The sequence below is a fragment of the Bacillus sp. EAC genome (assembly GCF_002156875.1).
GTDB lineage: Bacteria > Bacillota > Bacilli > Bacillales > Bacillaceae_G > Gottfriedia.
This window is the reverse complement of record NZ_NCSY01000004.1, coordinates 151429-170530: the sequence shown is the minus strand read 5'-3', so window position 1 is coordinate 170530 and position 19102 is coordinate 151429. Positions and strand designations below refer to the sequence as shown.

Genomic DNA, 19102 nt, shown 5'->3' with positions numbered 1-19102 from the left:
AGTAATAAAATTATATAAAGTAAACTTGTTATTACTATTTTTTTCGATATAATATGGATATAGGTGAGGTGGATGTTCATGAATTTTTCTTTATTGTGCCCCCGGTTTGAAAAAAGCGTTGAGTTAATTAGTAAACGTTGGGCAGTTCTCATTATTTTTCAACTTCTTTCAGGTTCTCAACGCTTTTGTACGATTGAATCAACTTTACCAATAAGTGGGCGCGTACTTTCAGAAAGATTAAAGGATTTAGAGCAAGCTGGGATTGTTAAGCGAGACGTTTATCCAGAAACTCCAGTACGTATCGAATACTCGTTGACAGAAAAAGGAGTCGCACTAGAACCTGTTATTAAAGAATTAATGAAATGGTCTCAAGATTGGGTGGTAATTGAATAATAAAAAAGTAGTCATTATTTGATTACCTTCCATTTTAATAAAAAAGTTTCCAGATACTTTAAGATTTTTATTTATGATTATAATTAAATTAGAATTTATAAAATAAGGTTGTTTTCGTAAACTTTGTTGCTATTAAACATGGAATAATGTAGATTTCCATTCCAGGATGCTCGCTTTCCGTGGGGCGGGCGATGAGCCTCCTCGGCTTGCCTGCGGGGTCTCATCTGTCCCGCTACTCCCACAGGAGTCTCGCACCTTCCATTCCAATCATCTTCTTTATTTACAGTTTGCTTTAAAAACCCTTTTAAATATAACAATCTTTTAGAAAAGATCTTAAAATAAAAACCCACCTTACATGGTGGGTTTTTATTTTGATCCAATTTCTATTCTCCATCATACCTAAAGTACAATGTTTTCCCTTCAATTGCTGTCTCCAAATGCAAACCTCTTAACCAAAAGAATAAATGCAATACTATATAATAATAAAAAAGCTGAAGACTAATCTTCAGCTTCTCCTTTGACAATTCAGATTTAATTTCCTAAAACGCTAAAACTATTATTTCCTAGTAATTGTATAAGTATATGTCTTTGTAGCTTTTTTAATAGCGTCTCCATCATTCTTGAACACATTATTTTTAGCTTGTTCTGATGGCTCAATTGATACAGTAATCGTGTTTAGACCAACAATTAATGGAACGTTCTTTGAAAAGGTTTGATCTGCATTTATCGTTACGACCTGATTATTAATTTTTAAAATACCATCTTTAATTGCAATGCCTTTGAAATCGATTGATGAATTTGTGGTTTCACTTGTAAGTGATAATGGTGAAGTGATAACAACCGGCCGATCAATCCAACGGAAGAGGTTATCGTTAATAATCATTTTATTTCCGCCATCATTATGAACTGTGATTTTCATGTCAGTACCAATTGCACCATAACCATATAAACTAATATCATCATCAGTGGTAATATTTGGTGTGTGATCTGGTAATCCTTCCTGATCCCATGTACCACCCCTGACATATTTATAAGTAATATCTGTCCCTTCTTGAACTTCAACAGTGTATTCCCAATCGGCAGTTACCGCACCATTATGGGACATTTCCCAAGCATTTGTGTCCCACCCATTCATACTATTTGGAATTGTGATCTTATCATTTAAATTTGTGCCTTCCGGACCATGTACTTTAAATGTCACTTGAACCATCACTATTTCTGGTTTACCAATGACAGCATTAGAGGTTACATATTTTCCTTTTTGGTTATACACATATAGTTTATAGGTATACGATTTTCCATTTTCAACATCAAAATCTTTATATGTGGACGTTGAAGCACTGACAGTATCAACAATGACACCATTTTTCTCTAGTGCGATTAAATATGGTGCATCAACTGTACTAGGATTAGCTATTACCCATTTCAAATTAACTTGCCCTGATTCTTGAATAGGCTGTTCTAATTTAACTGAATCCGCAGGTAACGCGGATATGCCCTCAGTTAAGGTAATATTTTGATTTTCTGCATTTATCCAGCTTCTTCCACCATCTGAACTAAATTGCATATAATACGAATAACTACCTGCCCTCAATGATTTAAAGACTGATGTAAAAGTATTTACGCCATCCTTCGCTTCTACAAATTGAGCTGGATAATATTGGGTCACTCCATCTAATTTCACTGCTAATCGAGCAGAAACTCCTTCAGCTTGATTGATTGTGATACCTGGAATTAATATTGCTGCTGACACATTGTGATTACTTGCTAGATCTAATTCTCCTTGTTTAACAACTTCCTTATACGTTAAAACCGCTTGGTCTAGTGAATAATGTGGAACTGTTGTAACATTCGTGCTAACACTTCCTAGTTCATTTCCTAAATCATCTACTGCGACTACTTTAAAGTAATAATTTTGACCATTTGTTAAGTTAGTGGCAGTAAAGCTATTCGTTTTAGCTTCTCCAACCTTGTGGAATAAAGCTCCATTTAACTTAGATTGATAAACAATATATTTTTTCGCATTCCCTTTCCAATTTAGAACTGCAGATTGGGAGCCTTCTTGAACCTTCAAATTACTTAAAGAAACCCACTGCTTCTCTAATTTATTTGAAATTGCCATTCTGCCTGATAATGGTGGTATTGAAACAGTTATTTTTCCATTAGATACTTTCGCAGAGTATTTAGAATCCAACTGATCAACAAGAGTAGCTCCATTTGGAATTAATCCATTTATATCAATCTCAACCGTTTTTTCTTCGTTTGAACGATTAATGATAATTAAAGCCGCTCTATCTTCATTCGTACGAACGAAACCGTACACATCATCTTTTCCATATACGTTATCTAGCGTACCTTTTGAGAATAAATTTTGATAATCTTGACGAATTTTACCTATTTTTTGATAGTGCTTCACTAAATCTTTATCTTCTTTTCCCCATGGATATGTGCGGCGATCATCAGGATCTTTTGAACCTGATAGCCCTGCCTCATCACCATAATAAATAGTAGGAGCCCCTGCATACCCCATTTGAATGATTGAAGCTAATTTTAATCTTGCTTTACCAATCGAATAACTATAATTTGGATCATCCTCTGCTCGTTCAAATGAGTCACTACCATTCCCTAATACAAAAATTGATCTGGCTGTATCATGTGAGCCAAGTAAATTCATTAATGCATATTGTGCTTCTTTCGGATAATCTTCTTGGATTGCGGTTAATGATTGAACAGTTTGATCGGCTTTTCCATTTTTCAAGAAATCTATAATTGAACGTTGGAATCGATAGTTCATTACCGAATCAAATTGATCTCCTAATAGATATTTTGAAGCATCATCCCAAATTTCACCTAAAATTAAAGGCTCGTCATCCTTTTCTAAAGTTTTAGGATGTTCTTCCCGATCTTCATCCTCTTTTTTACCTTTATCCCTATCATCCATTTTTTTCTCTTTATTATGATCATCATCGGACAATGAAGAATCATTTCCTTTAAATGATTTCAATTCTTTTCTAAATTCACGCCAAAATTCTGGATCGACTTCATTCGCTACATCTAAACGCCAACCAGTTGACCCGTTATTCAGCCAAGTTTTTGCAACAGAGTTCTTATCATAGAAAATATAATTAGCGAATGCTTCATTATTTAATTCTGATGAATGATTAACTTTAGTTCCATTAATCGATTTAAATACTGGTAAACTTTCATATCCCCACCAGCCCTCGTATGCATAATGCTCTTGTTTATTTTCTGGATCTACAACTTTTTTATTTTCAATTGTGAACCAATTTTGGAATCCATATGGACTGAATTCTTGCCCCTCTTTTTTAAACTTAGCTATTGCCTGCTTTTCAGCTTCAGATTGTGTGATACCTTTTGCATTCATTAAATCATATATTGTTGCCCAATATTCGTAGGCACCAACTGTTTTATATTTACTATATCGATCAAAGTAGATGGAGTCATCTGAAGAATGGTTAAAAACCCCGTCTAAAATTAAATGCATTTTTCGTTTTTCTAAAGATTTTACAAATGATTTAAACTCATTAGGTGATCCAAACATTGGATCTATTTGTTTGTAGTCTGTTGCATCATACTTATGGTTTGAAGGTGCCATCGCAATTGGGTTTAAATAAAGTGTATTTACGCCTAATGATTGTAAGTAATCTAACTTCTGTTCAATACCTACGATGTCTCCACCAAAAAAGTCATTACTGTATTGTCCGTCTCCTGTATATCCTGTTGGATTTTTGTCTTTTATTCTAGGATTGTCTGGTAATGTATTCCAATCAGTCTGGTGTTCAATCAATTGTGGACCTCTTGCATTTTTCTTGGCATAATCATTCTTCTTATTTCCATTATTAAAACGATCTGGGAAAATTTGATACACCACTGCTTTTTTCATCCAATCAGGTGTTTTGTACGCTGGATCATAAACGGATAACTGAAATAACTCCGCATTCTTATCTACAGCAATCCCATCTTTTCCTTCTGAGCCACTTTCTCCGTATTCTGCCGAACTACTTCCATCAGCAACTAAAAACTTATAACCATATACTCCTACACTATCTGGTATAAATGTTACTTCCCAATATTCTACTTGCTTTCCAGCCAATTCATCTGTTCCAACTTTATTCATTTTATAGATTGTTGTTTTACTAGTTAAATTGTTTTTTACAAATGCACTAGCACGAGTTAAGTCACCCATTTTTGCCGATAAACGCAGTGTAACTGGGGTTCCAGCACTTACCGCCCCAAACGGTTGTCGATATTCAGCTTTCCACGTGTCATGATATATCATCTCTTTATTAATCAACCCGTCATGCCCATTTGGATTATAATCTGAATAAACTGATTTAGTTAAACTGTTATAAAAGAATGTAATTTTCGAGTCATCTATTACATTTAGAGATGTATTTGAACTTGGATAAGCTTCATCCCAATTACTACCAAGAGCAATTTTGAATTCATACTTCCCTTTTGGAACATTTGTAGTGAACTCATAAATGCCATCAAAGTTATTATCTGATAAATATAATTTTGAATTACTTGGTGACCAATTTTCAGTCTCACCAATTGGAATTTGCAGATCTCCCACTAATCTTGGTGTTTTTTCTATTGGTAGTGCATTATATTTTGTTGAATCTGTTAATTTATGAGTGCCATCATGATAGAAAAAAGTTACATCAGTATCATGCTCTAGATGTAAAGATATGTTATTACCATCTGTACCATAGCTTTCATCCCAAGTCTGATTAATTGTTACTTTATATTCATAATCTCCTGCTAATAGTTTACCTGTAAAAGCATATAACCCATCAGCTATCTGATTCATAGTTGTAACACCTGCAGGATCCCAGTCACTTGAATTTCCTAACTGTTTTTGAAAATTACCCACAAGTGTAATAATTCTTGAGCTTGTTGGAGGAGCTGTTGTCACTATTGCATTTACTTCATTTGTACTAGCATTATATGAAAATAAATAATATTGTTTAGAAACTACATTTAGGGTAGCGTTAGAACCTGGGAATGCTTCTGCACTACTCCAATTATCTCCTAATATTATTTTATATTCATAATTTCCTGCCGGGACTTGTGTAATGTATGTATACACATTGTCAAAATCATCATCCATTAAAAATGCTTTGGACTCTGATGGTGACCATTCTCCCCCTTGATTAATGCTCGGTTGAATATTCCCTACTATTCTAGGGATTTTTTCTGAAGCAATTGGTGTGTAATTTGTAGAGTCAGCAATTTTGTGAGTATTAGCATTGAAATAAAATGACACATTGGTTTCTTTACTAAGCTCCAAAACTATATTCTCCCCTCCCCTACTACCATTTTTTCCATAGCTTTCATCCCAGGTACCATCTATGGCTATTTTATATTCATAAGTTCCCGCTGGTATCAAACCATTAAAAGTGTACAAACCATTCCCTTGATTAGTCATTACTGTTTTAGAATCTGATGGATCCCAATCACTGCTTGAACCCAATTCACTTTGTAAACTCCCTACTAATGTTACAGTTTTTATTTCAGCTTTTACACCATGTGTTGGTACTACGAAATAAGAAACGAGCTGTGCAATTAACATAAAAACTAAACCAATAGAAATATGCCTTCTCCTCAAATTCTTCCCTCCAAATTAGTAATCTGATAAATAAAGAGTATGCTTGATACACACTAAACAATGCAACCGCTTTCATTTCAATGGATGCAAACGTCACATTAAAGAGTGATTACTTTAATTATCAATTGAATAAGTAGATTGTTCAACAAGTACTGTTAGTCAAGTTTCTACATATTTCATCTCCTACATCTCTGATTAATCTTTGCAATCGAGTGCATTAATTTATAACGGTTATTTTAAAAAGGATTAGTACAAAACTTGGTGCAAAGAGTCTTTAACACTTTTAGTTAGGTCTAATTTTAGAGAGATTAGGTAAAACTAATAAATAATAATTCAGCTTTCAAAAGAAATTTGGAAGATTGCTGGAGAAGTAGTCATGAATATTTGGTTATTAATCAAGGAATGTGATTTCGAGAATCGAGAGAAAACCACTGAATTTGATAAAAAGTAAATTACTAAAACAAACTACTTTAATTTGTTCGGGAAATTCCATTTATCAATTGAAAGAAGGAGGTATAAGTCATGAGTGAAAACTTTTTTGCTAACTATAAAAAATTTGTTGTTCCACCATCAAAACAACAAAGAGTTGGTGATGAAGAATTTAACCCGAAAGATTATGCCACTTACTACATTCTAACAGTCTCTTTATATGATTCACTATTAAGAAACTGGATTGATGCATTCGAATATGAAATAGATATTCGAAAAAGTATTGAAAAAGTAATAAGTGACTTCAATGAAAAACAGAACGGAAAATATCACCTTCAGCTACTTGAGTTTGATGAAGAAAAATCATATTTTGTCATCGCCTGGTCTTGTAAAAATAAAGTTGAAAATCAGGAAGCAAATGAGATGATTACAACTTATATAGAAGAGTCGATTTCAAATCCTTTTTATATTGGGGAAAACTGGTACAAGTTAATCGGCCAAAAAGGAAGAGTTGAGCGCAAACTTTTCAATATATCGTTAAAGGAATACACTTTATGAAAGCTTTATTCTACTAAAAACCACCTTTTTAAAAAAGGTGGTTTTTATGTATGGAATTCCTTTAATTATTCGTCTCTAAATTCTAGATGCCCTTCATCTTTCACTAAACAATATCTACCATTTTCCAAATTCTCAATAATTATCTTGAAGCAATCTTTAAAACTTCCCCTTAATCGCAGCATTTTCAATATTAATGTAAAAGATGATTCCTATTTCCAAAATAAGCTTACAAAAAAGTGGCTGGTGCTAAAGACCAACCACTTCTTTTACTACTTAATAATCAATTTGTATGGCAATGGACTTGCATCACCATTAGAATCCTCCACTTTAATATAGTAGATTCCTTTTTTTACATTGACATTAAAGATCTCATCGTCACCATTGTTGTAATGGTCAGACATGGCGATTTGTTTTCCATTTGAATTATAAACTGTTACTTTTCCGTCAATATCAAATGGAACTTCTAACTTGATTGTTCGTTTGCCATCTCTTGATTGAACTAGTTTGTAATAGTCAGTATCCCCGTTGTTGTTTGTCATGTTAATATAGCCATTATTTGAAGACTTTCCGGATTTGAATCTTACTGAACGAGGTTTAGTTGGCACATTATTTTTCACTATAGAACCAGCATCCTCATCCTTTGTTACTAATTCTTTAACTGTAAATGTATAGGGAATAAGACTTGTTGCCCTATTATCCCAGTTTATTAATTTAAAGAAGTAACCCATTCCTTTTTTCGTTCGGAATGAGGCAATTTCAGGTTGATCTTCAAATGAAAAATCTATGATATTATTGTTATCTTCCTCTTTCTCTTCAAGTTTTCCATTACCATTTGTATCCTCGTATATAATAAACACAGTATCAAGTGGCTTCTTCAAATCTTCCTGAGCATGACCGTATTTTATAGGAAGTGCTTCTGGTTGTACAATTGCACTGTATAGACTTGTTTTTTCTGGCTTGAAATAGTACATATCAACATCACCAACAGTTGAGAAGTTTCCTGTTATTGGTTTAGTAGATATCGTCTTCGCTGAATTCTTAATTCAACTTCGTCCTTTTAACACAAAAAAACCTGCATCCACTTAAGGTCGCAGGGCTTTATTGACTTTATTTATTCAAATTGACTTTTACATCGTGTTCTCCATCTCGAACAACGATTTAAATGAAAACGCTATATACCTGGCTATGATCAACCTCCAACTACTTCACGTTGTGTCATCTTCTCATCTTCTCGTTTTTGAATAATCCCCATCGGAATATAAGTTATGATAAGTAAAATAATCGCTCCAATTTCAATATTAATATAATAAGTGATTCCACTTCCGAAATAGGCTAATAAGGTTTTACTTTCTAACGCTGGACTCATTAAGAAAAAATAGTTTGTTCCAAGTATTAGGTTTAATATATACATTGGTACGGCAATTATATTTAAAAAGATATAGGTAGAGAGAATCGCTTTTCTAGTAACTCTATAGCCTTCAAATAAGATGAAATATAAAACTGAGAGTGTAATCGCCGTGTGTTGAGCATAGTATCTGATAAAACGAAAATGAGGAAATTTGTATACTAAATCAGGTGTTAGCATACTTAGGATAGGAGGTAGTATACCTATAAAAAATAATATATTAAATACATTTTTATTACTTTTCAAGAATAAGAACAACGCAAAATACGCACTAAATGAACAAAGCTGTAATGGGATATACTTTGGTTCCCAATCATCAATTAGGACAAGGTATATTTGAAAGGATATGAGACTTAAAAGCAAAGTACTAAAGAGAACCCACTTAATGATATTCTTGTATGGTTCTATTTTATTTCGATACATAACTCCTGCTAAACACATTAAAAAAAATAGAATTAACGTAATGATATGAGGAATAGAGAAAAGCTCATAAAACTCTAGGTCTGTAGCAGCTAGGATCATGTCATCCTCCTTATTATTCATTAGATGTTCGATTCTATTTAAATGAATTTCTCATAAAAATTAGTTCACTCTAATACAATGTGCTTCGTGATGTTAAGAAAGGATGTATTGAATTAATCTGTGTATTTTTTTGATAAATGTTTAACGCTTCTTTATTTCCACATAAGTTTCTTATTAATATTGCTAGAGAAAAACCACCTCTTACAAGGTGGTCTAAATATATTTCCGATGAATGTTCTTTCCATCATAACTAAAAAGCACTGACTTCCCTTCAATATTCGTCTCCAAATGAACGCCTCTACCCCAAAGCTGATGAATATACGGCATTACCTTTTCAACATACTTCACATCGAGTTCCATCGTTTCATAGGAATGTTTTAAATATAGTTCCCCATTCTTTAAATAGTCCCCATCTTGAACGACAATATATGGAAAACCACCATTGACCCTACTTACAACAAGCTGATCTCGAACGGCTTCCCATGCTTTATCAGTGACTTTGTATTCTTTACCTTGGCGTTGGAATAAGTACATATCCTCTCTCATAACTAGGTCTTTCGTTAAGTAGTTTCGTAGGAATGAACTATCAGATTCTAATTCTCTCACTTCAAACATTTTTTCTCTTCCGCTGCCAGGTTTAATGCCTAGTTCTCTCATTTCCTTTGTTGGATTGTCGTATCGTTCTTCAATGTCTTCAAACATTCTAAGTCCTAAATAATATGGATTAATACTTGTTTTTGATGGTTGAACAACGCCTGCGTTTAACTTTGCATATTCAATTGCTTCATTGGAATCTAAATTAAGTTCGCGCATAATGCGGATGTGCCAGAAACTTGCCCAGCCTTCATTCATGATTTTCGTTTCAAGCTGAGGCCAGAAGTAAAGCATTTCTTCACGTAGCATTGTCATAATATCTCGTTGCCATTCTTCTAATTCTCTTGAGTATTCTTCAATAAACAATAGAATATCTTTTTCTGGTTGCGGTGGAAATTGCTTTCTTTTAATCGATATTAGATTAGATTCATTTTTCTTTTCTTTGCTGGAATCCATATTCCATAAGTCATCATAAGGAGTAACTCTCTTTTTATCTTTCGTTGGAAAATCATTTTCTAAATCATATGCTAATTTCGGTCGAATAAGTGATGGATCAATATGTTCTTGTATTGAAAGAACTGCATCTAAAAAGGTTTCAACTTCTTGTTTTCCATATTGATGTTCATATTGTTTTATCCGCTCAGCAGTTGCTGCCATACTTTCAACCATGTCTCTTTTTGTATTTGAGAATCGTATATTATTTTTAAAGAAATCGCAATGTGCTAAAACATGCGCTACAATTAGTTTATTTTGAACAAGTGAGTTCGTATCTAATAGGAACGCATAGCAAGGATCTGAGTTTATAACTAACTCATAAATTTTACTTAACCCTAGATCATAGTGAAGCTTCATCTTATAAAATTGTTTACCAAAGCTCCAGTGAGAGAATCGTGTTGGCATGCCATAAGCGCCAAAAGTATAAATGATATCTGCAGGACAGATTTCATATCGCATAGGGTAATAATCAAGCCCAAATCCTTTCGCAATTTCAGTAATCTCATCAATCGCATATTCCAAGGCTCTATATTCGCTTGCTCTCATCACTCTCTCCTCCTGTCTCTTCTTATATTATTCTATGAACTGACAATTGATTTAATGTAATGAATAGTCACTTCATTACTTTATTCATATGTCTCAATTGAAAAATGGTTGAAATTATTCTTTAAAAAGTGACAGTGTTTAACTACATTTTAAAAATAAAGGAATTATCTTAGTTAATATCCACTCCAGGATGCTCGCTTTCCGTGGGGCGTGCGGTGAGCCTCCTCAGCGCATTCGCACCTTTGGGGTCTCAACTGTCCGTTACTCCCACATGAGTTGAGCACCTTCCACTCCTATTAACTTCTTTTCAAAGGTTTGGTTAAAAAAACAATCTTTTAGAAAATACAAAAAAATAAAACGCATGAAGCTTCTTGCCTCATGCGCTTATCAATAGGATGGATTATTTTCGTGCTATTTCAAAAGAAATTACTTCTTCTATAAATTGATTGAAATCACCAACAAACTTATTAATACCTTGGATATGATAAAATGTTGTGGTTTTTTCAAGCAAAAATGGAGTTTCTGATTCAGAGTAGATGTAAATCCGCTTTTCACTTGCTATCGCCATTCCAAGTTCAGTATGGCTTCCAAAACCACCAGGTAGTAATAAAATAAAAAAGTCAGCATCAATAACTGCCTTCTTTTCAAATTCACCAATTTGAGCAAGTTTATCAATCGTATCGACATTGCTATTTAATGTCCAATCATATGTATGGATAAACCCGTTCTCTTTTAAATGATTAGCTAAATATGTTACTTTTTCTTTATTAGTTAAACTTGAAGCAATGTAGAAATTCATTTAACGTCACACCCACTTTTAAATTTTACGATACTTATACCATATACTTGATGATAATAAGTTGTAAAGAATATGGGTGCCCAGAATTTTTTTATCTTTCTTGTCCCTACTTATTATTCCTATTTCCTTATTTCATATTCCTTTAAAAAAGCTTTGTTAATGTTTAGTATTGAAATTAAACAAAACGCATTGTTCTGAAAGATTTAACAGGATTTGAAACTAAAAGCGTATAAAGAGATTTGATTGGAGTGGAAGGTGCGAGACTCCTGTGGGAGTAGCGAGAAGGGTGAGACCCCGCAGGCTAGCCGAGGAGGCTCAGCTCATGCCCCACGGAAAGGGAGCATCCTGTAACGGAAATCAACATTATTTTTTAACAGAGCCTAAAAAAAGTGAGCATCGTACTTTTTATTCCTAACAATTTTTATATAATGGTTCAAATCAAAGGATTTAGACATTGTTAAATTCTCTCAAGGCTAAGAACGTAAAATCATCATAAACTAAGTGTACCCTCTAAAAGGAGGTACACAATGCAAGCACAATCCGATTATGATTTAGCATTGTATTACACTTATTGCTGTCAATGGGATAAGCTACTCGTATTAATGGTAAATACAAAAGATGAATTATTTTCAAAACGCATCGAACATTTCATGCACGCCTTTAAATACGAGCGAGATCTTACCGTGATTGACGAAAAATTAAAGGGTATGTTCCAACATATCGAACATGCAACTAGAGAAGACAGTCATCATGAAGAATCTTTTGTTTCTTCATTAGAACTGTAGATATTTTATATAAAATAAAGAGCGACAATTTGTCGCTCTTTTTTATACTAATAATTGAATTTTTTCCATAAAGGCATTTTGTAAACTGTTTAATTTTTGGAAACTATCTTCTCGATTTTCGCCTACAATTCCAAAATAGAACTTAATTTTAGGCTCTGTTCCTGACGGACGTAGACAAACCCACGAACCATCTTCAAGATGATATTTTAAAACATTTGATTTTGGTAATTGAATTGTTTCTTTTTCACCTGTTTGTAATAACGTCTTTTCTTGAAGTTTGTAATCTTCAACTGTTACAACATTTAAATCATTAATAGAAGAAGGCGGATTTTGACGGTATTTTGATAAAATTTCTTGGATTTTTTCTGTTCCTTCTATACCTTTTAAAGTTAATGATTTTAATCCTTCTAAATAAAATCCATACTGTTCGTACAAACTATTTAGCCCTTCATACAATGTCATACCCTTTGATTTGTAATATGCAGCAATTTCAGCAGCAAGAACTGTTGCTTGAATAGCATCTTTGTCACGGACGAAAGGTTTAATTAAATATCCATAGCTTTCTTCATATCCAAATAAGAAAGAATATTCATTTGTTTGTTCAAACTCTTTGATTTTTTCACCAATAAATTTGAAGCCAGTTAGTGTATCTATCGTCTTAACTCCAAATGATGAGGCAATTACTTGTCCAAACTCAGAAGTAACGATTGTTTTAAGTAGTAATGCATTTGTTGGAACATCATTACGCTGGCTTAATATATAATGAAGCATTAAAGCTCCTGTTTGATTTCCAGTTAAGATTACATATTCACCATTTTCGTCCTTTGTAGCTATACCTAATCGGTCTGCATCAGGATCCGTCGCGATTAAAACATCTGCGTCAATATTCTTTCCATAACGGATTGCATACTCAAATGCAGCATGTTCTTCGGGATTTGGTGATTTAACTGTTGTGAAGTTTGGATCAGCTACTGCTTGTTCTTCAACAATTGTTACATTTTCAAAGCCTACCTCTTTTAATGCCATTGTTGCAGGAATTAGAGCTGTTCCATGTAAAGGAGTAAAAACGATTTTTAGTTCTTTCCCCATATTTTGTACTAGCTCATTATTTACAATGACAGTTTTTAACTGCTCAGTATATAATTTATCCATTTCTTCATTCAATGAATGGATTAATCCTTTATCTTTTAACTCATTTTCATTCATTACTTCAATTTCTAATTCATTCTCAAATGAATTAACATAGTCAATTACACGGTCTGCTTCATCTGGTGGAAGTTGTCCGCCATCATCTCCATATACTTTGAATCCGTTGTATTCTGGTGGATTATGACTCGCAGTTATAACAATACCTCCGAAGCAATTTAAATGGCGAACTGCAAATGATAATTCAGGTGTAGGTCTTAGTTCCTTAAATACATAAGCCGTTATACCGTATGTAGCAAGTGTTTTTGCTGCTTCCATCGCAAATTCAGGACTTTTATGACGTGAATCAAATGCAATTGCAACTCCTCGTTTTTTTGCTTCCTCTCCAAAGCTTTCAATGTACTTTGCGAATCCAGCAGAAGCTTTACGAATTGTATAAATGTTCATTCGATTCGTACCTGGTCCGATTTCTCCTCGCATACCACCAGTTCCGAATTCTAAATTTCGGTAAAAACTTTCCTTAAGTATAAGTTGATCACTCTTTAAGTTATGTAATTGTTCTCTTAACTCTTTTTCAAGAGTATCTGATTGTATCCACTTCTCGTATGTTGTTTCCCAGTTCATTATGCTCTCCTCCTATACTTAATCAGAGTTTCTTTCGTTAAAAGTAGTCATATCTCCTTCTACATTACAAAACTTTACTAAAGTTTACAATATCTATTCCTTATTCTCCCCTTATTACAGAATATTCGACATTTAATCGTTGTATTTTCTTCTGAATGAGAATGCGAAGTATGTAGAAAATAAAGTTTAAGGAAGGGGTGTTATCATGCCAGAAATTAGATGTAGTGTTGCAAACTGTAATTATTGGGGTCAAGGTAACTTCTGCCAAGCTAGCTCAATTATTGTACAAACCGAAGCATATGAATACTCAAATGATTATGATCAAACAATTGAAAACGCTGTTCTAGATGGTGAATTAACAAGTTCTGCTGCCCATAGTGGAGAAACTTGTTGCCACACGTTTTTACCAAAGTATTAAAAGAAGGTGCCAAGTCTGAAAATATTTTAGTACTTGGCACCTTCTTTTTTTTTAACCGTTCACTATTACTCCACCATTAACATGAATGATTTGACCAGTCACATACGAAGCCTCATTACTCGCCAAATATAAATAAGCAGGTGCAACCTCCACCGGTTGTCCAGCTCTTTTCATTGGTGTATTATTTCCAAATTTCCCAACCTTTTGTTCATCAAAGCTTGCTGGTATTAAAGGTGTCCAAATCGGCCCTGGTGCAACTCCATTTACACGTATTCCCTTCGTTGCTAGATTAGCTGACAGTGAGCGAGTAAATGTTACAATTGCACCTTTAGTTGCTGAGTAATCCAATAACTGATCATGACCTTCGTAGGCAGTAACCGATGCAGTATTAATGATTGCGTCACCTTGTTTCATATGTGGTAAGCATGCTTTTGATATAAAAAACATCGGATATATATTCGTTTCAAATGTTTTCTTTAATTGTTCCTCTGTTATATCTTCTAAGTTTTTTTGAGGATATTGGACTGCTGCATTATTGACTAAAATATTAATTTTTCCAAAAGTATTGATTGCATTTTGAACAATTTGTTTGCAAACAGTTTCTGTTCGAATATCACATTTCATTATTTCACATTTTCCGCCTAAACCTTCAATTATAGATTTTGTATCCTGAGCATCAATATCTTCATCATAATATGGAATAAAAATTGATGCTCCTTCTTTCGCGAAAAGGATGGCTACTGCTTTTCCAATACCGCTATCTCCCCCAGTAATAATGGCCACTTTTTCCTTTAATTTTCCACTTGGTTTGTAATTCGGATCATCTGAAATTGGAATTGGAGTCATTTCTTTTTCAATACCAGGCTGTTTATTTTGATGTTGCGGGATAAATTTCGTTGGAAATTGTTTCTCTGACATGTCTTTCCTCCTAATAAATAATTCTCGTTTAGCATACCCAAATGGTACTTTTGGGAATACTCAAATTAAATCAAGTAAATATTAGGAAAAAAATAAAAAAACTATTGCACTATCTTAATAAAACGAATATTATTAATAACTGTTGAGTAAATCATTCGTTTTTTCACAAGGAGAACATTTATGTTTAAATTAAAAGAAGCTAAATCATCAGTAAAAACAGAAATTATCGCTGGCTTTACTACATTTTTAACAATGGCATATATTATCATTGTTAATCCAATCATTCTATCCGATGCTGGTGTACCTTTTCAGCAAGCGTTCACAGCGACGATCATCGCTACTTTAGTAGGTACAATTTTCATGGCATTGTTCGGAAATTATCCGATTGCTATAGCACCTGGTATGGGGATGAATGCATATTTCGCTTATTCCGTTGTATCTAAAGCAAGTGGAATTACATATCAATTAGCCTTTTCAGCTGTTTTCATTACAGGTATTCTATTCATTATTTTATCACTAACTAAATTTAGAACTCATTTAATAGAAGCAATTCCAAATACTTTAAAACATGCAATTAGTGCTGGAATTGGATTATTTATCGCTTTTATAGGATTACGTCTTTCTCATATAATTGTTGCTCATCCAAGCAATTTAGTTGGATTAGGAGATCTTCATTCACCTGGGGTTATCCTTACTTTAACTGGACTTGCTATCACAGTGGTATTATTTGCACTGAATGTAAATGGAGCTTTATTCTTTGGAATGGCTTCTACAGCAATCATCGCTGGATTAACTGGTCAACTTCATTTAAAAGGAAGTATTTTCTCATTACCACATTTACCAGAGAAAATTATCATTGCTAATCCAATAACAGCAGCTTCAGATGTAATTCATTATGGATTATATTCGGTTGTATTCTCATTTTTACTTGTAACAATATTTGATACTACAGGTACTTTCCTTGGAGTAGCCTCTCAAGCAGGGTTATTAAAAAACAAAGATGATAAACGTACAGGTCGAGCAATGTTATCTGATTCAATTGGTACGACTATTGGAGCAATGTTCGGTACTTCACCAACAACTGCCTATATCGAGTCTTCTGCTGGTGTTGCAGCAGGTGGACGAACAGGATTGACTGCATTAGTAGTTGCTATTCTCTTTATCTTTGCAGCATTTTTTAGCCCTTTAGTTAATTCACTTTCTGATGTTGCTGCAATTACAGCTCCATCTTTAATTATTGTAGGTTGCTTAATGATTGGTAGTGTTCGTCATATTGAATGGGATAATTTTGAAGAAGCGTTCCCGGCTTTTCTAGTAGTCATTACAATGCCACTTACTTCAAGCATTGCTACTGGAATAGCATTAGGCTTTATCACGTATCCCCTTTTAAAAGTCATAAAAGGAAAAGTAAAAGAGGTTAAACCAGTAATCTTTTTATTTGCAGTATTATTCTTAATTCAATTAATTTTCTTCCCTCATTAAGACAAATAATTAATGAACATAATTTTATTGGATAACTAGACTACTCTTTAGTCTAGTTATCTTTTTTTATTTAGGCTCTGTAAAAAAGATTGTTGATTTCCACTTCAGGATGCTCGCTTTCCGTGGGGCGTGCGATGAGCCTCCTTGGCTCGCCTGCGGGGTCTCATCTGTCCCGCTACTCCCACAGGAGTCGAGCACCTTACGCTCCAATCAAACTTCTTATTGAATCTATTGTCTTCTTTACGTCCCCCTGACTATAAAACAACCTTTTAAAGGAAGCCTTTAGTTAAAGCTTCTAGTTTCGATTCTCTAGAAAATAATCCGATATAGATGTTTTTTCATTTAATCCAATATGGTATAAAATTGTTTTATATCTTTTGCTCTATTAATCAGGATTTTTGATATACGCATGATCAAGCATTCTATGAGCAAAACAATTAAAAGGAGAATGTGTTGATGACACGATCTATATTACATACAGCAATAGTAGTTAAAGACTACGATGAGGCGATCGAATTTTATACGAAAAAACTCAACTTTATATTAGTGGAGGACACATATCAACCTGCGCAAGATAAGCGTTGGGTAGTAGTTTCTCCCTCTGGTACTGGTGCGTCTATACTTTTAGCAAGAGCTTCAACACCTGAGCAAGCGGCTTTCATTGGTAACCAATCCGGGGGACGTGTTTTCTTATTTCTAAGGACAGATGATTTTTGGACAGAATATAATGAAATGCTTTCGAAAGGTGTTGAATTCGTAAGAGAACCTAGTGAAGAGTCCTATGGGATCGTTTCTGTGTTTAAAGATTTATATGGGAACTTATGGGATTTAATAGAACTCAATGAAACTCATCCAATGTTTTAATAGCCCCCCTATCCGTAAGTTTCTTGGAATATATTCAATTATAAGTGTCGAACTCACATTATAGATTTATCTAAATGTTGAGTTCTTTTCTTTTTCATATGGTTATTTATATTAACCTTATATTGAAACAGATGTTTTTTGTGCCTTTTTGCTTTTATTTAGGTACTAGCCTTTCCTCTATTGGACATCTATGCATATTTTGTTATGTAGATAATACAAGGAGGTGTTCTACCATGTGGAACAACCAAGATAATAATAACAACAGGAATTCAAACCAATGTAACAGAAATCATTGTGATTGCGATGATTGCAGAAGAAGACGTTGTGATTGTGATGATTGTAGAAGAGATCATTGTGATTGCCGCAGCCATAATTGCCATTGTAATTGCGTTTGTTGCTTTAGGAGAAATAGATGTGGATGTATGAATCCGTTTTTAGGCGTCGATTGGGCAATGATGGAAATGATGATGAATAAGAATAATAATAATAAAGATAAAGACTAATTCCCTTACCCCAAAATGCAAAAACGACCTTACATTAACAGGTCGTTTTTTCATATGTTAAGAATTCTTTAATTTGTTGTTCAAGTTGTTTCGCATTTTCATAACCCTCTTTATATAGGTCAAGTAATCGGGCTTTATTTCTTTCAATACGCCCAACTTTCAATTTTTGTAGAGGACGAATGACTAGTATATTTCCTGCTTTTTCTTGTTCTTCAATATAATCTAGTTGTTTATTATAAACTTCATATCGTTTGAATACTGCTTCAACTAGACCTGGATAATCTTTATATTTTTTTTGAAGATACCAATTGCCCCGAGATGGTTTTTTTCGATAACCTGCATTTCTTGTTAAGATAACAATATTTTTACGATTACCGTCCGCTTCAGATTTTAGAAGAGGAATCGGGTCAGAAATACCACCATCCATTAATACATGTTCATTATATTCGACAACTGGAGCCATTAAAGGTAGAGAGCTTGAAGCTCTAATCACATTTAACATATCCACAGACTCTAAAATTTGATCTTTTTCAAAGTATTTTGGTTCGCCTGATATACAATCCGTCGTACCAATAATAAATTTTTGATCTGCTTTGTAAAAAGATTCAAAATCAAACGGGTCTAATTCATTTGGAATTGTATCAAATATTAAATCCATCCCAAATAGCTGCTTATTTCGTATTAAGTTTTTAAACGAAATATATTCTGGATGCTGTAAAAATTCTGTATTAACACGTTTATTTCTTCCTTGTTGTTTGGAAATATAAGAGGAACCCATACAAGCACCTGCAGAAACTCCAATTACATAAGGGATTTCAATATTTTGTTCTAAAAAATAATCTAAAACACCTGCAGTATATATCCCTCTCATGCCACCGCCTTCAAGAACTAAACCAATTCCTTCCATTTCACAGCCTCCTTTTAAACCGAAAAGTACAATCTATTTTCATATTTTAGTACAACCTCATTATATTTTCTAGTTTAACAAC

16 protein-coding genes are annotated in these 19102 nt (G+C 33.6%); 7 read left to right on the top strand and 9 right to left on the bottom strand.

What is annotated here, in order from left to right; translation table 11 throughout:
- Positions 1-78: 78 nt before the first annotated feature.
- Positions 79-393 carry a winged helix-turn-helix transcriptional regulator gene (locus tag B7R65_RS08255; protein WP_088042292.1) on the top strand — a complete coding sequence of 105 codons (315 nt, stop codon included), beginning with the start codon at positions 79-81 and terminating at the stop codon, positions 391-393.
- Between the two features lie 95 nt (positions 394-488).
- Here B7R65_RS08255 and B7R65_RS21270 read toward each other — a convergent pair whose 3' ends face one another.
- Both B7R65_RS21270 and B7R65_RS08245 read right to left on the bottom strand, forming a co-directional pair.
- A complete protein-coding gene (locus B7R65_RS21270) occupies positions 489-773 on the bottom strand; it encodes a hypothetical protein (RefSeq protein ID WP_088042291.1) in 285 nt (94 codons plus the stop codon).
- Between the two features lie 176 nt (positions 774-949).
- On the bottom strand, positions 950-6025 hold the full coding sequence (locus B7R65_RS08245) for a pullulanase X25 domain-containing protein (protein ID WP_142288222.1): 5076 nt from the start codon (positions 6023-6025) through the stop codon (positions 950-952).
- Positions 6026-6547: 522 nt separating this feature from the next.
- On the opposite strand from B7R65_RS08245, the gene B7R65_RS08240 reads away from it, so the two are divergent.
- The gene (locus B7R65_RS08240; protein WP_088042290.1) at positions 6548-7012 is read left to right on the top strand and encodes a hypothetical protein; all 465 of its coding nucleotides are present in this window, start codon (positions 6548-6550) and stop codon (positions 7010-7012) included.
- Between the two features lie 269 nt (positions 7013-7281).
- Here B7R65_RS08240 and B7R65_RS08235 read toward each other — a convergent pair whose 3' ends face one another.
- The 4 genes from B7R65_RS08235 to B7R65_RS08220 form a co-directional block, all read right to left on the bottom strand.
- Positions 7282-7983 (bottom strand): T9SS type A sorting domain-containing protein, encoded by a 702-nt coding sequence (locus B7R65_RS08235; RefSeq protein WP_088042289.1) that lies wholly within the window; start codon positions 7981-7983, stop codon positions 7282-7284.
- A gap of 218 nt (positions 7984-8201) precedes the next feature.
- Positions 8202-8960 carry a YwaF family protein gene (locus tag B7R65_RS08230; protein ID WP_256941214.1) on the bottom strand — a complete coding sequence of 253 codons (759 nt, stop codon included), beginning with the start codon at positions 8958-8960 and terminating at the stop codon, positions 8202-8204.
- A gap of 192 nt (positions 8961-9152) precedes the next feature.
- Positions 9153-10574 carry a SpoVR family protein gene (locus tag B7R65_RS08225; protein ID WP_088042288.1) on the bottom strand — a complete coding sequence of 474 codons (1422 nt, stop codon included), beginning with the start codon at positions 10572-10574 and terminating at the stop codon, positions 9153-9155.
- 400 nt (positions 10575-10974) lie between these two features.
- Positions 10975-11373 carry a group-specific protein gene (locus B7R65_RS08220; RefSeq protein ID WP_088042287.1) on the bottom strand — a complete coding sequence of 133 codons (399 nt, stop codon included), beginning with the start codon at positions 11371-11373 and terminating at the stop codon, positions 10975-10977.
- A 527-nt stretch (positions 11374-11900) separates the two neighbouring features.
- Between B7R65_RS08220 and B7R65_RS08215 the strand changes: the two genes are divergently transcribed.
- On the top strand, positions 11901-12158 hold the full coding sequence (locus B7R65_RS08215) for a YhdB family protein (RefSeq protein WP_088042286.1): 258 nt from the start codon (positions 11901-11903) through the stop codon (positions 12156-12158).
- 42 nt (positions 12159-12200) lie between these two features.
- On the opposite strand, the gene B7R65_RS08210 is transcribed toward B7R65_RS08215, so the two are convergent.
- On the bottom strand, positions 12201-13928 hold the full coding sequence (locus B7R65_RS08210) for a phospho-sugar mutase (RefSeq protein ID WP_088042285.1): 1728 nt from the start codon (positions 13926-13928) through the stop codon (positions 12201-12203).
- 205 nt (positions 13929-14133) lie between these two features.
- Here B7R65_RS08210 and B7R65_RS08205 point away from each other — a divergent pair, with 205 nt between their 5' ends.
- Positions 14134-14346 carry a DUF1540 domain-containing protein gene (locus B7R65_RS08205; RefSeq protein ID WP_088042284.1) on the top strand — a complete coding sequence of 71 codons (213 nt, stop codon included), beginning with the start codon at positions 14134-14136 and terminating at the stop codon, positions 14344-14346.
- Positions 14347-14397: 51 nt separating this feature from the next.
- On the opposite strand, the gene B7R65_RS08200 is transcribed toward B7R65_RS08205, so the two are convergent.
- A complete protein-coding gene (locus tag B7R65_RS08200) occupies positions 14398-15264 on the bottom strand; it encodes an SDR family oxidoreductase (RefSeq protein ID WP_088042283.1) in 867 nt (288 codons plus the stop codon).
- Between the two features lie 180 nt (positions 15265-15444).
- Here B7R65_RS08200 and B7R65_RS08195 point away from each other — a divergent pair, with 180 nt between their 5' ends.
- The 3 genes from B7R65_RS08195 (at position 15445) to B7R65_RS21695 (ending at position 18036) form a co-directional block, all read left to right on the top strand.
- Positions 15445-16746 carry an NCS2 family permease gene (locus B7R65_RS08195; RefSeq protein ID WP_088042282.1) on the top strand — a complete coding sequence of 434 codons (1302 nt, stop codon included), beginning with the start codon at positions 15445-15447 and terminating at the stop codon, positions 16744-16746.
- 456 nt (positions 16747-17202) lie between these two features.
- On the top strand, positions 17203-17610 hold the full coding sequence (locus B7R65_RS08190) for a VOC family protein (RefSeq protein ID WP_088042281.1): 408 nt from the start codon (positions 17203-17205) through the stop codon (positions 17608-17610).
- Between the two features lie 294 nt (positions 17611-17904).
- Positions 17905-18036, top strand: coding sequence for a hypothetical protein (locus B7R65_RS21695; RefSeq protein ID WP_256941213.1), 132 nt, complete (start codon positions 17905-17907; stop codon positions 18034-18036).
- A 111-nt stretch (positions 18037-18147) separates the two neighbouring features.
- Here B7R65_RS21695 and B7R65_RS08185 read toward each other — a convergent pair whose 3' ends face one another.
- Positions 18148-19020: a patatin-like phospholipase family protein gene (locus B7R65_RS08185; protein WP_088042280.1), complete on the bottom strand. Its 873-nt coding sequence runs from the start codon at positions 19018-19020 to the stop codon at positions 18148-18150.
- Positions 19021-19102: the final 82 nt, after the last annotated feature.

Bases quoted from the DNA above. Each gene is read 5' to 3' on its own strand.
- B7R65_RS08210 (WP_088042285.1), bottom strand. From the start codon at position 13,928: ATGAACTGGGAAACAACATACGAGAAGTGGATACAATCAGATACTCTT.
- B7R65_RS08225 (WP_088042288.1), bottom strand. From the start codon at position 10,574: ATGAGAGCAAGCGAATATAGAGCCTTGGAATATGCGATTGATGAGATT.
- B7R65_RS08220 (WP_088042287.1), bottom strand. From the start codon at position 11,373: ATGAATTTCTACATTGCTTCAAGTTTAACTAATAAAGAAAAAGTAACA.
- B7R65_RS08235 (WP_088042289.1), bottom strand. From the start codon at position 7,983: ATGTACTATTTCAAGCCAGAAAAAACAAGTCTATACAGTGCAATTGTA.
- B7R65_RS08190 (WP_088042281.1), top strand. From the start codon at position 17,203: ATGACACGATCTATATTACATACAGCAATAGTAGTTAAAGACTACGAT.
- B7R65_RS08255 (WP_088042292.1), top strand. From the start codon at position 79: ATGAATTTTTCTTTATTGTGCCCCCGGTTTGAAAAAAGCGTTGAGTTA.
- B7R65_RS08215 (WP_088042286.1), top strand. From the start codon at position 11,901: ATGCAAGCACAATCCGATTATGATTTAGCATTGTATTACACTTATTGC.
- B7R65_RS08240 (WP_088042290.1), top strand. From the start codon at position 6,548: ATGAGTGAAAACTTTTTTGCTAACTATAAAAAATTTGTTGTTCCACCA.
- B7R65_RS08230 (WP_256941214.1), bottom strand. From the start codon at position 8,960: ATGAATAATAAGGAGGATGACATGATCCTAGCTGCTACAGACCTAGAG.
- B7R65_RS08185 (WP_088042280.1), bottom strand. From the start codon at position 19,020: ATGGAAGGAATTGGTTTAGTTCTTGAAGGCGGTGGCATGAGAGGGATA.
- B7R65_RS08200 (WP_088042283.1), bottom strand. From the start codon at position 15,264: ATGTCAGAGAAACAATTTCCAACGAAATTTATCCCGCAACATCAAAAT.
- B7R65_RS08195 (WP_088042282.1), top strand. From the start codon at position 15,445: ATGTTTAAATTAAAAGAAGCTAAATCATCAGTAAAAACAGAAATTATC.
- B7R65_RS08205 (WP_088042284.1), top strand. From the start codon at position 14,134: ATGCCAGAAATTAGATGTAGTGTTGCAAACTGTAATTATTGGGGTCAA.